A 15,115-nucleotide genomic window follows, 5' to 3' on the forward strand; every position below is an offset into this window, starting at 1 on the left:
ATAACCAACCACCATGAAAGCACTCGTCAAGGCACGGTCTGAACGCGGTCTCTGGCTCCAGGATGTCCCGGAGCCGCAAGTCGGCATCAATGATGTCCTCATCAAGCTCCGCAAAACTGGCATCTGCGGCACGGACCTGCACATTTACAAGTGGGATGCCTGGGCGCAGAAGACGATCCCGGTGCCTATGGTGGTGGGGCATGAGTTTGTGGGGGAGGTTGTCGCGGTCGGTTCGAACGTGAATGATTTCCATCCCGGTGAGATTGTCAGTGCCGAGGGGCATGTGGTGTGCGGCCGCTGTCGAAACTGCCTTGCGGGCCGGCGTCATCTTTGCAAAGACACCGTTGGCATCGGTGTGAACCGCACCGGGGCCTTTGCCGAATACATCAGCGTGCCGATGACCAACGTCTGGCATCATCGCGAGGGTGTGGATGAAGAGGTCGCGAGCATCTTCGACCCCTTTGGCAATGCCGTGCACACGGCGCTGGCGTTTGAATGCCTCGGCGAGGATGTGCTCATCACGGGGGCTGGTCCCATTGGAATCATGGCAATCCCCGTTGTGAAGCATGCCGGCGCACGCCACGTCGTCATCACGGATGTGAACGAGTATCGCCTCAATCTGGCGCGGGAGATGGGTGCGACGCGTGCGGTGAATGTCTCGACTGAGAAGATCGAGGATGTCCAGAAGCAGCTGGGCATGAAGGAGGGCTTCGACGTTGGTCTCGAAATGAGCGGCAACGCCGCCGCCTTCCGCAGCATGATCGACAACATGTGCCATGGCGGCAAGATCGCCATGCTGGGCATTCCCAGCGAGCAGATCGCCATCGACTGGAACAAGGTGATCTTTAACATGCTCACGATCCACGGCATCTATGGCCGCGAAATGTACGAGACGTGGTATCAGATGAGCGTGATGCTTGAAAGCGGTCTCAACATCAAGCCGGTCATCACGCACCGCTTCCACTACACTGAATTCGAAAAAGGGTTTGCGGCCATGGAGTCTGGCAACTGCGGCAAGGTGGTGCTGGATTGGTCTGCGTAAGGTTACGGCGCTTGCTATCATCTCAAAGTTCTCTTAGGAGGTGACTAAAGGATGAAGGCGAAACCCAATGCTTCTCAAAGAGTCGGTGCGGCGACCGAGTCTCCTGTGCGTCGTTACTTCAAAGAAGTGCGCTTCAGGCAGATTCGCGCGCTGGTGGAACTGTCCCGGCAGGGCAGCTTTGCAGCGACTGCAGCGGCGATGAATCTGGCCGTGCCCTCCGTATGGCAGCAGATTCGTGCATTGGAAGATGAATACGGCGTGCAGTTTGTCGTGGCGGAGGGCTCCAAAGTCTCACTGACGGACGATGGCCGTGCGCTGGTGGATCTGGCGGCGCCACTGGTCGAATCCTTTGACGGCCTGCGGGCGATGTTTGAGGACCAGCGCAGCACCGCCGCACGCACGCTGACGGTCGTGGCGCCGTCGGCCATGCTCACCGGTGCGCTGCGGCGGCCCATCATCCTGTACCGTCAGCATCATCCCAAGGTGAAGCTCGTGCTGCTGGACCGACCCTCCTACCTGGCCAGGCAGGTGATCCAGCAGGAAGAGGCGGATCTGGCGATCATGGGCATGGCTACGGGCGACGAGGTGATGCCGCAGTTTCAGTACCAGCCGCTGGCGCGCTATGCCTTTTATCTCATGTGCCCGGCAGATCATGCGCTGGCACGTGTGCGGCAGCTGACGCTTGCGGGCATCGTCAGCCAGCCACTGGTGCTGGCGCCGCAGGAAAGCAGCTCCCACCGGCAAATTCGTCAGGTGTTTGCCCAGGCGGGTCTGGCGGACCGCATGAATGTGACCATGACGGCAACGAATCGCGCCCTGCTGCTGAACTACGTCGCGATCGGGTTCGGCATCGCCATCGGCACCAGCGCGGCAAGCATCAAACCACCGAAGCGTGGTGCCGGAGAGGCGGAGGTGGTCGTGCGCGAGGCTGAGGCGCTTTTTGGCCATGAGGAAGTCTTTCTGGTGCAGCGTAAAGGGCGATTTGAGCCCTCGCATGTCCGCGCCTTTCGCGAACTGGTACTGAAGGCGTTTTGAAGTCGAACGCGGACACTCGACAAAGGACGAATGGTTTGTGCGTGATGCGAAATCCATTGCGCCGGATCTGGCTGGATTGACGGCGTGAATTAGTCCGCAGTGCACGTTATCATGGTCCAACCTGATGATTACAACTTTCCCTGCCCCCTGTGCTCTGGTCCTTGGTTTGACGTTGATGTTTGGCTTCGATGCTCACGCGGATGATTTGAAAGCGCGCCTGCTTGCTGCGGGTGTGACCGCCACCACAGCGGACCGCTTTCATGATTTTGCCGAGCTCGACTTCAAGCTCCCCGAGGATGGAGCCGAGTGCAAAATCGTCGCGCCGAAGAAGGCCGCCGCAGGCAGCCCATGGGTGTGGCGTGCGCGATTCTGGGGACATGAGCCCGCCTTTGACATCGCCATGCTGGAGCACGGCTATCATCTGGTTTATTGCGATGTGGTTGAGTTTTGGGGCGCGCCCAAAGCCGTGGAACGCTGGAACCACTTTTATGCTCTCGCGCAAAAAATCGGCCTCGGTGCCAGGCCCGTGCTGGAAGGCATGAGCCGTGGCGGCACCTACATCTTCAATTGGGCGAAGGCCAATCCTACCAAGGTCACAGCCATCTATGGGGACAACCCGCTGCTGGATCTTCGCGCCTTTCCGAACAGCACGCCCGAGGCCAGGGCGATGAGAAAGCAATGCCTTGAGAGTTATGGCATCACGGAAGCACAGCTTCCTGATTTCAAGGGCAGCCCGGTCGATGGGCTGGAGGCTCTCGCTGCCGCCAAAGTGCCGGTCTTTCTGGTGCTCGGTATGAAGGATGATGTCGTCCCGGTCACCCAGCATGCCGACGTGCTTGAAGCCCGCTACAAGGCTCTCGGTGGTTCCGTCACCCGCTGGGAAAAGCCGGAGGCAGGACATCATCCCCACGGCCTCCACCCCGTGGCACCTGTGGTGGATGCCGTTCTGGAGGCGGCGAGATCGGCAGGCAGGTAAAATCCTTGTTGCCAAAATAAAGGACATGTGTCCAGTATATCGGCAGCCATGAATCCAACCTTCGCCACGCATCTCACCACGCAGCTTGAGGCCATCCGCGCTGCGGGCACCTACAAACGGGAACGAGTGCTCTCCACACCCCAGGGCACGCTGGTGCGTGCGAATGGCGGCAAGGCGGTGCTCAACATGTGCGCGAACAATTACCTCGGACTGGCGCAGCACCCCAAGGTGAGGCAGGCGGCGCATGAGGCGCTGGAGCACTGGGGCTATGGGCTTGCCAGTGTGCGCTTCATCTGCGGCACGCAGGGAGTGCACAAAGAACTGGAGGCTTCCTTGTCGGACTTCCTTGGCACAGAGGACACGATCCTTTACGGTTCGTGTTTTGACGCCAATGGCGGGCTGTTTGAGACGATCCTCGGCCCGGAGGATGCGATCATCAGCGACGAACTCAACCATGCCTCGATCATCGACGGCGTGAGGTTGTGCAAAGCGCAGCGGTATCGCTACAAGAACTGCGACATGGCCGACTTGGAGGCGCAGCTGATTGCGGCGGATGAGAAAGGTGCGCGCTTCAAGCTGATTGCCACCGATGGTGTGTTCTCGATGGACGGCTTCATCGCTCCGCTGAAGGCAATTTGTGATCTGGCGGACAAATACCATGCGCTGGTGATGGTGGATGACTCCCACGCCGTGGGCTTCATGGGTAAAACGGGCCGGGGTACGCATGAGCACTGTGATGTGATGGGACGCATCGACATCCTGACGGGCACGCTGGGCAAAGCTCTTGGGGGTGCGAGTGGTGGCTACACCAGCGGGAGAAGAGAAATCATCGAACTGCTGCGTCAGCGTTCGCGGCCCTATCTGTTTTCAAATACACTCTGCCCGAGCATTGCGGGTGCCTCCATCGCGGCGCTGGATCTGCTGAAGCAGTCCACCAGCCTGCGTGATCAGCTGGAAGACAACACCGGATTCTTCCGTGAGCAGATGGTCACCGCGGGATTTCAAATCGTGGCCGGCGAGCATCCAATCGTGCCTGTGATGCTTGGTGATGCAGCGCTTGCCGCGAAATTTGCGGACGCGATGCTGGAGCGTGGCGTGTACGTCATCGGCTTCAGCTATCCTGTGGTGCCGCAGGGGAAGGCGCGCATTCGCACGCAGATCAGTGCTGCGCACACGCGGGCTGATCTGGAAAATGCGGTGAAAGCCTTTGCTGCGGTGAAACAGGATCTGGGTGTATGACGTGTCATTATCATGAACGCGGAACTCATTGATGCTGCGGTTGATCTTGCGCGCAGGCTGCAGCTGCGCGCCACCGAGCTGCAAACGCCCGCCGAGAGACGCCAGCAGGCGGAGCTGGACCGCATGCTGCAGACCGCTTCGGACAAAGCCACGCTGGTGCAGCTCACGGATCAGGCGTTCCGACCCAGATCAGCAGCGCGTGTGGCGGACCAGTTCACGCATATCCTGGATGTACAGGGAGTGCCGCGTTTTTTCAGTCCGCTGGACCGGGCTTTGCTGCGCGGGTTTCAGACGTTTGGCGGATGGCTGCCGGGCGTCTCGGTCCCGATGGTGAAGGAGCACATGCAGCATGAGACGGCGAATGTCATACTGCCTGCGGAACCGGAGGTGCTGGCGGAGCATCTGCGCCAGCGCACTGCGCAGGGCGTGCGCATGAATGTGAATTTCCTCGGCGAGGCGATTCTTAGCGAGGCGGAGGCGGAGCGCAGGCTGACGCTGTACCTCGAAGCGATGCAGCACTCTGAGACGGAGGTGTTCTCGGTGAAAATATCCACACTGTATTCGCAGATGTCCCCTCTCGCACGCGAGCACACCATCGCGACCCTGAGCGACCGGCTTGAGCGCCTGTATCGCAGCGCCGCACGCGCCACGTTCACGCGCAGTGATGGCACGCAGGTGCCGAAGTTCATCTACCTCGACATGGAGGAGTACCGCGACCTCAGCCTTACCTGTGAAGTTTTCATGCGAACGCTGGAGCGGCGCGGGCTTGAGCAGGTGAGCGCGGGCATCGTGCTGCAGGCTTACATTCCTGACTCCTATCTCTGGCAGCAGAAGATTCATGCGTGGGCGCGTGAGCGTGTCGCCAAAGGCGGCGCGGGCATCACGATGCGCATTGTGAAGGGGGCGAACATGGAGATGGAGCGCTTTGAAGCGGCGGTCAAAGGCTGGCCGCAGGCGCCCTTTGAAACGAAGGCCGACACGGACGCGAACTACAAGCGCATGCTGCACGAAGGCTTTCGCCCCGAAAATCTGGCAGCGGTGAAACTTGGGGTCGCCTCGCACAATCTGTTTGATGTTGCTTATGCGCTCACTCTGGCAAGGGCTGGCAATGCGATGGAGCGGGTGCAGTTCGAGATGCTGGAAGGCATGGCCAATCATCAGCGTCGCGCACTCTTTGAGGAGGCTCCGCATCTGCTGCTCTACGCGCCCGTCTGCAACAAGGAGCACTTTCTTAGCGCCATCGGCTATCTCATCCGGCGGCTTGATGAAAACACCGGGCCGGAGAACTTCCTGCGCCACACATTCAAACTCGTGCCGGGCAGCGAGGACTGGCACCAACTGGAGCAGGGTTTCCGCGTTGCATTTGCACGCCTTGACACACTGAGTACTGCACCGCGCCGCACGCAGGATCGGCGGGATTTGAAACAGGCTCATAGTTTGTCTGACACCTTCGTCAATGAGCCCGACACCGACTGGTCGTTGCCCCATCATGCGGAATGGGCCCAGGGCATTGTGACCGCGTGGGAGAAGCGCTGTGTCGAAGTGCCGCTTGTGATTGATGGTGTGGAGATCATCGATGCTCGCGGCACGCGCGACTGCCTCGATCCATCGCGCCCGGGGTCTGTGGTGGGTCGTTATCGGCTGGCCAATGGCGGGGATATTGTGCAGGCGGTGGAGTGTGCAGCGCGGGACGATGACGGCTGGCGTGGCCTGTCGCCTCAGCAACGGCAGGCAATCATGCGGCAGGTCGCAAGCGAGCTGCGCCAGGCACGGGCAGACCTGATGGGCGCGGCGTTGGCAAACTGTGGTAAGACGCTGGCCGAATCGGATCCTGAAGTGAGCGAGGCGGTCGATTTTGTGGAGTTCTACGCGGGCAGTGCGTGCACGTTTTTCGAGCTGCCGAATGTGACTGCGTCGGGCAAAGGGGTGGCGGTCGTCGTGTCGCCGTGGAATTTCCCGATCGCCATTCCATGTGGTGGCATGGCTGCAGCTTTGGCAGCGGGGAATACGGTTGTCTTGAAACCAGCGTCTGATGCCGTGCTGCCTGCCTGGGAGCTGTGCCAGTGTTTCTGGCGCGGCGGCGTGTCGAAAAAGACGCTGCAATTTGTGCCATGCTCTGGTGGCAGTGAAGGAGCGCAGCTTGTGCAGCATCCGCTGGTGAATGCGGTCATCCTGACTGGCGGTACGGAGACAGCGCTGGCCATGCTGCGGGCCAAGCCTGCGCTGCCGTTGAGTGCCGAGACCGGTGGCAAGAACGCCACCATCGTCACGGCCATGGCGGATCGTGATCTCGCCATCAAAAATGTGCTGCACTCGGCCTTCAGTCATGCGGGGCAGAAATGCTCCGCCACCTCGCTCCTGCTGCTGGAGGCCGAGGTCTATGATGATCCCGAATTCAAACGTTCGCTGGTTGAGGCAGCCGAGAGCGTCATCGTCGGTTCTGCCTGGGATCTGCCGACTAAGATGGGACCGTTGATCAGGCCGCCGTCGGGGGAGCTTCAAAATGCGTTGCTCACGCTCGAAGACGGTGAGTCCTGGGCTCTGATGCCGTGTAAGCTGGAGGGCAACGACTGCCTATGGTCTCCGGGGATCAAATGGGGCGTGCAACCGGGGAGCTATACTCATATGACGGAGTTCTTCGGCCCTGTGCTCGGTGTGATGCGCTATGAGAAACTGCACGAGGCCGTCGCTTTGGTGAATCAGACAGGATTCGGCCTGACCAGTGGGTTAGAGAGTCTAGATGATCGCGAACAGGCCGAATGGAAGGAGGGCATTCGTGCTGGCAACCTTTACATCAACCGCGGCACGACGGGTGCGATCGTTTTGAGGCAGCCCTTTGGCGGCATGGGCAAAAGCGCCTTTGGGCCTGGCCTCAAAGCTGGCGGTCCGAACTAAGTGGCGCAGTTCATGAGATTTCAGGAAACACTTGTGCGGCCGGGCGATGAACCTTTGAGCAATCCTGCGCTGGAGCGTCTGGCTTTGAACATCGTGAGTGAGTCCTGCGGTGTGCCGGAAGAACAGTATTGGCGAACTCTGAAGGCCATGGAGAGCTGCGACCAATGGTGGAGAGGTGAGTTTGGCCGGGAGCATGACCACTTTCGCCTGCTCGGTCAGGACAATGTCCGGCGTTATCTGCCGCTGCGTGCGGTGCATGTCCGTGTGAGCTGTGAGGACAGTTTCTTCGAAATCTTTACGCGTGTGGCCGCGACGAGAGTGACGGGTGCGAGAACGATTGTCAGCACACCGCATGGTCTGGATACGCGCGAACTGAGTCTTTTGGAGAAACTGACACATGACTGGGCTGGCCTGATCGAGTTTGTCGAGGAAAGCGATGAGGAGTTCGCGACGGCGATTGGCATAGGTCAGGTGTGCCGCGCGCGTTATGCCGCTGCTGAGCGTGTGCCTGAAATTGTCCGCCGTGCTGCCGCGGAGGCATGCGTGTTTATCGCCGATGCTCCGGTGCTGGCTGAGGGGCGGGTGGAACTGCTGTGGTATGTGCGGGAGCAGAGCGTGAGCTTTGATTATCATCGCTATGGTAACCTGGGAACACGCTCGGGTGAGGATCGTGCACCGCTGGTTGCGCCGAGGGAAATGCGGACTGAATGTCACCAAGAGCCAAAGCCGATAACATGATCACCATGACATCCCGAATCCATGTTTTTCTACTACTGCTGTGGTGCGGCGGTTTTCTTATCGTCATGACGTTGGATTCAGGCCTTCATGCAGAGCCTCGAACTATTGTCAGAATCGGGGCCAAAGATGCCAGTGCTTTGGTGGATGCGAACGATGCACCCGATTTGAAGGAGTGGGGAAGCAAGGCAGGGACGCTGTGCGTCGAGTGGTTTCCAAAGATTGCCGCATTGCTGCCCAGCGCTGGTTTTGCTGCGCCGAAAGAGGTCACGCTCTATTTTGATCCGAAGATGAAGGGGGTGGCACATGCTCTTGGAGGGAAGATCACGATCTCCGCTGCCTTTGTGAGAGCGCATCCTGATGACTTTGGCATGGTCCTGCATGAGCTGACGCATGTCGTGCAGTCCTACCCACCCGGAGGTCCGGGCTGGTTGGTGGAAGGCATTGCGGACTATATCCGCATCGTTCATTTTGAGCCGAAGGCTCCGCGGCCGAAGCTGGACCCCTCCAAGGCGAGCTACAAGGATGCCTACAAAACTGCGGCGATGTTTTTGGAGTGGGTCGAACAGCAGTATACCGCAGGTGTGGTGGTGAAAATGAATGCTGCACTTCGATCAGGTGCTTATAAAGATGAGTTGTGGAAAAGCTTAACCGGCAAAACGGTGGATGAGCTTTGGGCTCTCTTTATGAAATCGTTGCAGCCTTGATTCTGACCATGGACACGCTCTCCGCCACGCTGCTGCTGATCACCATCATGGACCCGCTGGGGAATGTGGCGACGTTTGTGTCCGGCCTGCGTCCTGTGCCGCCGGAGCGGCGGCTGCGGGTAATCGCACGAGAGCTCGTCATTGCATTGGTGATTTTGGTCGTGTTTCTTTTTCTCGGGCCCTGGCTGCTCAGCCTGCTGCATTTGAAGCAGGAGGCTTTGTTCATCAGTGGTGGCATCGTGCTCTTTCTCATCGCCTTGAAGATGATTTTTCCGCCGTCGCGGCGTGATGCAGACGAATCGATCATCGAGCCGTTTATCGTGCCGCTGGCCACGCCGATGATCGCGGGGCCGTCCGTGTTGGCGACGCTGCTGGTGCTCGTCAGCACGCAACCGGAACAGATCTGGCGCTGGTTTGCCGCCCTGCTGATCGCCTGGGGGGTGACAGCGGCGGTATTGCTCTGCGCGCCGGCGATTGCCCGCGTGCTCAAAGAGAAAGGCTCGATGGCGGTTGAGCGTCTGATGGGCATGCTCCTTGTCATGGTGGCCGTGCAGATGCTGCTCAACGGAATTGAACATTACATGAAGCACTGAACTATGACATCCATCGTGAAACCTGCTGCAGCCCTCGTTTTGTTTTGCCTTGGCTTCACCTGCCAGCTTTGCGCGCATGGACCCGGAAAGGACAGCGATTTTAAAGGTAAACGGGTGCTGTTCATCGGCGTTGACGGCTGCCGGGCGGATGCGCTGGCTGCGGCCATGGAGCGTGGTCTGGCACCGCAGTTGAAGATGTTGTGCGAAAGTGAGCACGGACTGTTCACTCGGAAATTTTATGCGGGCGGGGAACTGGGCACACCTACTCTCCAGCCCACCATCAGCGGACCAGGCTGGAGCAGCCTGCTCACCGGCGTGTGGATGGACCGGCATGGCGTGAAGGACAACCGCTTCATCGGCGGGCGCTTTCAAAGCTATTCGCATTTCATGCGGCATATCAAAGAAGTGCAGCCGCAGGCCTTCTGTGCATCGTTTGCCGACTGGCCGCCCATTCATGATTTCATCGCGGATGGTTCACGCATCGGCGAGGCGGAGTTTCTGGATGTGAAGTTTACCCGCACACCGGATGCCGCGCATCACTTTGTGGACAATCCCGAAAAGGACATCGAGGTGCGTGATGCGGCGCTCAAAACGCTGCGTGAAAGCAATCCGGATGTCATGTTTGTCTATTTTGGCCAGGTGGACGAATTTGGGCATGGGGCGGTGGATTCGCGTGCCAGCTTTTCACCGGACAGCACACTCTATTTGAATGCCATCAGCCATGTGGACTCGCATATCGGTGAGCTGTTGCGTGCGATGCGTGCGCGACCCAAGTTCAATGATGAGAACTGGCTGGTGCTTGTCACGACGGATCATGGAGGACGCGGTAACAAGCATGGCGGCGACAGTGACGAGGAGCGCAAAATCTGGCTTGCCGCTCATGGCTCCAGCCTGCCGAAAGAAAAGTTGCTGAACGAGGAGACGCCTCAAACCGCGCTGGTGCCCATGATCTACCAGCATCTGGGCATTCAGCCCAAGGTGGAATGGAATCCTGAGCCGCCGGCGCTGGTGAAGCCTGAACCCCAAGACAAGTGATGCCAACCTGGATCGAATACTTTGCCGTCGCTGTGTGCGCCATTTCGGGTGTGCTTGCGGCTGAGGGCAAGCGAATGGATCTGTTTGGTGTGATGGTTCTGGCGCTGGTGACAGCGGTGGGAGGCGGCACGATTCGTGATTTGTGCCTGGGTGCCCAGCCAGTCTTTTGGATCAAGCAGCCGCTGCATGTGTGGACGGCGCTCGGCGCGGCAGTAACGACTTTTGTCATTGTGCGGTTCACGCACTTGCCAAAAAAGCTGCTCGCGATCGCGGATGCGTTTGGGTTGGCGCTGTTTGGCATCGCAGGAACAGAGAAGGCGCTAGCCTTTGGCACGCCGGGGGTGGTGGCGGTGCTGCTCGGAGTAGTCACCGGCGTGGCGGGCGGCATCATGCGGGATGTGCTGAGAAGCGAGGTGCCGTGGGTTTTTCAGGCGGAGGTCGACCTGTATGCCACGGCAGTTTCAGTCGGAGCACTGGTCTTTGTGCTTCTTCGGCACTGGTATCCAGCCTCGGAAAGTGACCGCTACATTGGCATGGCGGTCATATTGACTCTGCGGCTCGCGGCGATGCGCTGGAAACTTCGGCTGCCGACGTTTTGGACCCGAACGCAGGATTCTGGATAAGTTGGGCACTGATGAGGTGTTTCAGATGGCATGAACCGCCGCCATTTCATCTCCACGACCGCCGCCACCGCATTTGCCGCCCCGTTTGTGCGGTCGCAGAGCAAGACCTCGCTTCAGGGAGCCATCATCGGGCATGGGGCGCATCGGTATCGGGTCGATCTGGAGTGGTGCAAGGCGAAGCGGGAGGTGCATCCGGTCAAAAACTGCCATGAGATGGTCATGGATGCGCAGAAACGGCTGATCATGATCACGGACGAAGCGAAGAACAACATCCTCATCTTCGACAAAGAAGGGAAGGTGCTCGACGCCTGGACACTGAAGCTGCGCGGCGGCCACGGCCTGAGTCTGGACGTGCGGGAGGGCAAAGAACACCTGCTGCTATGCGATCCTGCTGGAGGCCGCGTGGTGAAAACTACGCTCTTCGGTGAGGTCGTGCTGGAATTGCCGCATGCGAAGGACTGCGGCGCGTATGATGCTGTTACTAAGTATGCACCCACTGAAGCGGTAGCGGGGACGAATGGCGACATCTATGTGGCGGATGGCTACGGCTCCCAGTTCATTCTGCAGTTTGATGCCATGGGAAAATTCATCCGCAAATTTGGCGGCAACAGCACGCAAGCGATGAACGCGGGGAAATTCATGCAGGCGCATGGTGTCACCATCGACTCACGTGGACCTGTACCGCTGGTGCTGTGTACGGAGCGCATCCGCAATGAGTTCCACTGGTATCAGCTCGACGGCACCTATTCACATTCTGTCTATCTGCCCGGTGCTTTCATGAGCCGGCCGGTGATTGCGGGGGATCTGCTGCTTTCCGGTGTGTGCTTTGGAATGAAGCCCAATGATTACCGCATGTGGCGTGAGCGCGGCTTCATCATCATTCTCGACAAGAACAACCGCGTCATCTCCGCTCCGGGCGGCCAGCAGCCGAAATATGAGGGCGATCAGGTCGGCCTCCTGCTGCAGGACCAGCCGGTCTTCCGCAATGTGCATGACGTGTGCATGGATGACGCCGGTGACCTTTACGGATGCCAGTGGAACGCGGACCAAGTCTATCCTTACAAGCTGCACCGGGTGTGATAGAGCCACGTTGGCTGGGCGTAGTTGATCACGTCCATGCAGCCACTTATTTCAACCACTGCTTTCAATCGCCGCAAATGGCTGCGCGTGGGTGGGCTGGGTTGTTTGGGGCTGTCGCTGCCATCCGTGCTGAATGCGAGGGCTCCCAGCAAGGACGCGTCATTTGGCCGGGCGAAGAGCTGCATCATTCTGTTTCTCAGCGGCGGACCGCCGCAGCATGAGACGTTTGATCCGAAGCCGGATGCACCGCTGGAGATTCGCGGTGATTTCAAATCCATCCCAACCTCGGTGCCGGGGATTCATTTCTCCGAGACTTTGCCGCGTACGGCCAAGCTGATGCAGCACCTCGCGGTGATCCGCTCGATGACCACGGGCATTAACGCGCATTCGACCAGCGGCTGCTTCATGCTCACGGGTTATGCGCCGGCGTCGAAAGCTGAGAGCGTGCCGCCGAGTGCAAATGACTGGCCGAGCATCGCGTCCGTTGTTGGCGCGTTGAAACCGAGCGGGCGGTCGCCGCTTTCTTCGGTTGTTTTGCCGGAACGTCTCGAAAACAATGGCAACGTCGTGTGGCCCGGCCAGAACGGCGGCTTTATGGGGGCGCCGTGGCATCCGCAGCTGATCAAGTGCAATCCCAGTGCCGAACGTCTGCGCATCGAAGGCATGAGTTTGACCGAGGGGATGACGGATTTGCGTTTTTCCGAGCGCGGCAGCCTGCTGCGGCAGATGGACGTGCAATTTCGCCGCTCGCTGGCGAATCCGCTGATGGAGGAGACTGAAGCGATGCAGCAGCGCGCTTTTGATTTGATTCACTCGGAGGCCAGTCGTGCGGCGCTGGAGATTGAGCGCGAGCCGGCGGCGATGCGGGACCGCTACGGCAGGCATAGATTTGGCCAGAGCGTGTTGCTGGCGCGTCGTTTGGTGGAGGCCGGAGTGCGGCTGGTACAGGTGAACTGGCCGCGCGAACCTGGCGATGAAAAAGAAGGCAGCCCGCTGTGGGATACGCACCAGCGAAATGGTCCACGTGTGCGCGAGGTGCTGTGTCCGCAGTTTGACACCGCTTACTCCACGCTCATCCAAGATCTGCATTCGCGTGGTTTGCTGGATGAGACACTCGTCGTCGTCATGGGCGAGTTTGGCCGCTCGCCCATCATCAACAAAAGCGGCGGGCGCGATCACTGGGGCAATGTGTTCTCCGTCGCCATGGCCGGTGCGGGCATCGCCGGGGGGCAAATCATCGGCGCGAGCGACAAGATTGGGGGGGCTCCATCGGATCGGCCCGTGCGTCCTCCGGACCTTGCCGCGACGATTTTTCACCTGCTAGGCATTCATCCCAATCACGAATTCATGGACGCGGTGCAGCGCCCGCGCACTGTGACCGACGGCGGTGTGCCGTTGCGCGAAATCGTCGGCGTCTAATTTTCATTCTCATGCGTCATCTCATCCTCTCCCTCCTCCTTACCATCACCGCAGCGGCTGCGGAACTGCCCAAAGAACAGCGCATCGTCTTTCTCGGCGACAGCATCACGCAGGGCGGGGGCTACATCGAGTTCATTGATGCCGCCTTGATCGCGCAGCATCCGGAGGTGACGAAGGAGATCATCCCACTGGGCCTCAGCAGTGAAACGGTGAGCGGCCTGAGCGAAGATGGCCATGCCGGTGGCAAGTTCCCGCGCCCGGATCTGCATGAGCGTCTTGACCGTGCGCTGGAAAAGACCAAGCCAGAGCTCGTGTTTGCCTGCTATGGCATGAACGACGGCATTTACCTGCCTCTGGGCGCGGTGCGGACCAAGGCTTTTCAGGATGGCATGAAGAAGCTGCATGACAAAGTCACTGCCACCGGAGCGAGGATCGTGCATCTCACGCCGCCGGTGTTTGATCCGGTGCCGATCAAGCAGCGTGTGGTTCCTGGCGACCAAGTGAAGCCGGGCCAGTTTTACCAGGGCTACAATGAAGTGCTGGACTTCTACTCCGACTGGCTCCTCGACATGCGCCAGAAGGGCTGGGAGGTGCTGGACATTCACGGTCCGATGAACGCCGCCATCGCTGAAAAGCGGAAAACGGATCCCGAGTTCACCTTTTCCAAAGACGGTGTGCATCCCGGCCCGGAAGGCCATCTGCTGATGGCTCGTGCCGTGCTGGATGCCTGGGGCCTCAAGGTGAAGCCTGATGGAACGCCCGATCATCCCAATGGTGCGGCCATTCTGGCCCTGGTGAAAAAGAAGCACGCCATCCTGCGTCCGGCATGGTTGAGCTATGTGGGGCATAAGCGCCCTGGGAATCCTCCGGGTTTGCCGATTGAGGAAGCGAAGGCGAAGGCCGCTGAACTCGATGCCGAGGCCCGCAAACTGGCCTCTTCAAAGGAGATCGTGTTCACCAATCAAACCGGTGAATGGAATGGTTACGCCAAGCATGAACTCACCATTGCAGGCAAATCCGTGACCGTTGTTGTGCCGAAAACCGTCGCTGCAGGGCGTCCGTGGGTCTGGCATGGCGAGTTCTTTGGTCACAAGCCCGCTCCAGACATCGCGCTTCTCGGCAAAGGCTTCCATATCGTCTATATGAAGATCAACGACATGCTCGGCTGCCCTGATGCCGTGAAGCTTTGGAACGAATGCTACGCTGAACTCACCACGAAGTATGCTCTGAGCACCAAGCCCTCCCTCGTCGGACTCAGTCGCGGCGGTTTGTACTGCTACAACTGGGCTATCGCGAATCCGGCCAAAGTCTCCTGCATCTACGCTGATGCCCCGGTTTGTGACTTTAAGAGCTGGCCCGGCGGCAAGGGCAAAGGCAAAGGTGACCCGAAAAACTGGGCGCTGGTCCCCAAGCTCTGGGGATTCAAAGACGAGGCTGAAGCGCTCGCTTATAAGGGCAACCCTGTGGACAACCTCGCACCGCTGGCCCAGAACCATGTGCCGCTCCTGCACGTTTTTGGCGATGCGGACGATGTGGTGCCGTGGGACGAAAACACCGGCTTGATCGAAACACGCTACAAGGCGCTCGGCGGCAGCATCACGCTGATTCGCAAACCTGGCGTGGGGCATCATCCGCATGGGCTGGATGACTCGACGCCGATCATTGAATTCATCGCGAAGAACGCAAAGTGAGGTGATGCAGGCTCTCTTGCCTGCAATAAATTTTCCGGAAGCTGT

At 59.3% G+C, this 15,115-nt stretch carries 13 protein-coding genes; all 13 read left to right on the forward strand.

The annotated features are described in order from the left end of the window. The first annotated feature begins 13 nt into the window (after nt 1–13). The 13 genes from tdh (at nt 14) to AC3RLQ_RS26455 (ending at nt 15,070) form a co-directional block, all read left to right on the forward strand. Nucleotides 14–1,042, forward strand: coding sequence for an L-threonine 3-dehydrogenase (tdh, locus tag AC3RLQ_RS26395; RefSeq protein ID WP_493031664.1), 1,029 nt, complete (start codon nt 14–16; stop codon nt 1,040–1,042). A gap of 51 nt (nt 1,043–1,093) precedes the next feature. Next, complete coding sequence (locus AC3RLQ_RS26400) at nt 1,094–2,077, forward strand: LysR family transcriptional regulator (RefSeq protein WP_461524291.1); 984 nt, start codon at nt 1,094–1,096, stop codon at nt 2,075–2,077. Between the two features lie 124 nt (nt 2,078–2,201). Beyond that, on the forward strand, nt 2,202–3,053 hold the full coding sequence (locus tag AC3RLQ_RS26405) for an alpha/beta fold hydrolase (protein WP_493031665.1): 852 nt from the start codon (nt 2,202–2,204) through the stop codon (nt 3,051–3,053). Between the two features lie 48 nt (nt 3,054–3,101). Then, complete coding sequence (locus AC3RLQ_RS26410; protein ID WP_493031666.1) at nt 3,102–4,292, forward strand: glycine C-acetyltransferase; 1,191 nt, start codon at nt 3,102–3,104, stop codon at nt 4,290–4,292. 12 nt (nt 4,293–4,304) lie between these two features. Beyond that, nucleotides 4,305–7,187: a bifunctional proline dehydrogenase/L-glutamate gamma-semialdehyde dehydrogenase gene (locus AC3RLQ_RS26415; RefSeq protein ID WP_493031667.1), complete on the forward strand. Its 2,883-nt coding sequence runs from the start codon at nt 4,305–4,307 to the stop codon at nt 7,185–7,187. A gap of 54 nt (nt 7,188–7,241) precedes the next feature. Continuing rightward, the gene (locus tag AC3RLQ_RS26420; protein ID WP_493031668.1) at nt 7,242–7,925 is read left to right on the forward strand and encodes a hypothetical protein; all 684 of its coding nucleotides are present in this window, start codon (nt 7,242–7,244) and stop codon (nt 7,923–7,925) included. Then, nucleotides 7,922–8,629, forward strand: a complete 708-nt coding sequence (locus tag AC3RLQ_RS26425; RefSeq protein ID WP_493031669.1) for a basic secretory protein-like protein — start codon at nt 7,922–7,924, stop codon at nt 8,627–8,629. Before AC3RLQ_RS26420 ends, AC3RLQ_RS26425 begins: the two co-directional genes overlap by 4 nt. Nucleotides 8,630–8,637: 8 nt before the next feature. Beyond that, on the forward strand, nt 8,638–9,222 hold the full coding sequence (locus AC3RLQ_RS26430; RefSeq protein WP_487683238.1) for a MarC family protein: 585 nt from the start codon (nt 8,638–8,640) through the stop codon (nt 9,220–9,222). 3 nt (nt 9,223–9,225) lie between these two features. After that, entirely contained in the window at nt 9,226–10,257 is a 1,032-nt protein-coding gene (locus tag AC3RLQ_RS26435) for an alkaline phosphatase family protein (protein ID WP_493031670.1), read from the forward strand. Then, nucleotides 10,257–10,880 carry a trimeric intracellular cation channel family protein gene (locus AC3RLQ_RS26440; RefSeq protein WP_493031671.1) on the forward strand — a complete coding sequence of 208 codons (624 nt, stop codon included), beginning with the start codon at nt 10,257–10,259 and terminating at the stop codon, nt 10,878–10,880. Before AC3RLQ_RS26435 ends, AC3RLQ_RS26440 begins: the two co-directional genes overlap by 1 nt. A 30-nt stretch (nt 10,881–10,910) precedes the next feature. Continuing rightward, entirely contained in the window at nt 10,911–11,960 is a 1,050-nt protein-coding gene (locus tag AC3RLQ_RS26445) for an NHL repeat-containing protein (RefSeq protein ID WP_493031672.1), read from the forward strand. 36 nt (nt 11,961–11,996) lie between these two features. Further along, nucleotides 11,997–13,379: a DUF1501 domain-containing protein gene (locus AC3RLQ_RS26450; protein ID WP_493031673.1), complete on the forward strand. Its 1,383-nt coding sequence runs from the start codon at nt 11,997–11,999 to the stop codon at nt 13,377–13,379. A gap of 11 nt (nt 13,380–13,390) precedes the next feature. Beyond that, nucleotides 13,391–15,070, forward strand: a complete 1,680-nt coding sequence (locus tag AC3RLQ_RS26455) for an SGNH/GDSL hydrolase family protein (protein ID WP_493031674.1) — start codon at nt 13,391–13,393, stop codon at nt 15,068–15,070. Nucleotides 15,071–15,115 lie beyond the last annotated feature (45 nt).

The sequence above is a fragment of the Prosthecobacter sp. GW821-HT29F12 genome (assembly GCF_058803405.1).

Coding starts and splice junctions, on each gene's coding strand:
- tdh (WP_493031664.1), top strand. CDS start 14: ATGAAAGCACTCGTCAAGGCACGGTCTGAACGCGGTCTCTGGCTCCAG.
- AC3RLQ_RS26400 (WP_461524291.1), top strand. CDS start 1,094: ATGAAGGCGAAACCCAATGCTTCTCAAAGAGTCGGTGCGGCGACCGAG.
- AC3RLQ_RS26405 (WP_493031665.1), top strand. CDS start 2,202: ATGATTACAACTTTCCCTGCCCCCTGTGCTCTGGTCCTTGGTTTGACG.
- AC3RLQ_RS26410 (WP_493031666.1), top strand. CDS start 3,102: ATGAATCCAACCTTCGCCACGCATCTCACCACGCAGCTTGAGGCCATC.
- AC3RLQ_RS26415 (WP_493031667.1), top strand. CDS start 4,305: ATGAACGCGGAACTCATTGATGCTGCGGTTGATCTTGCGCGCAGGCTG.
- AC3RLQ_RS26425 (WP_493031669.1), top strand. CDS start 7,922: ATGATCACCATGACATCCCGAATCCATGTTTTTCTACTACTGCTGTGG.
- AC3RLQ_RS26430 (WP_487683238.1), top strand. CDS start 8,638: ATGGACACGCTCTCCGCCACGCTGCTGCTGATCACCATCATGGACCCG.
- AC3RLQ_RS26435 (WP_493031670.1), top strand. CDS start 9,226: ATGACATCCATCGTGAAACCTGCTGCAGCCCTCGTTTTGTTTTGCCTT.
- AC3RLQ_RS26440 (WP_493031671.1), top strand. CDS start 10,257: ATGCCAACCTGGATCGAATACTTTGCCGTCGCTGTGTGCGCCATTTCG.
- AC3RLQ_RS26445 (WP_493031672.1), top strand. CDS start 10,911: ATGAACCGCCGCCATTTCATCTCCACGACCGCCGCCACCGCATTTGCC.
- AC3RLQ_RS26450 (WP_493031673.1), top strand. CDS start 11,997: ATGCAGCCACTTATTTCAACCACTGCTTTCAATCGCCGCAAATGGCTG.
- AC3RLQ_RS26455 (WP_493031674.1), top strand. CDS start 13,391: ATGCGTCATCTCATCCTCTCCCTCCTCCTTACCATCACCGCAGCGGCT.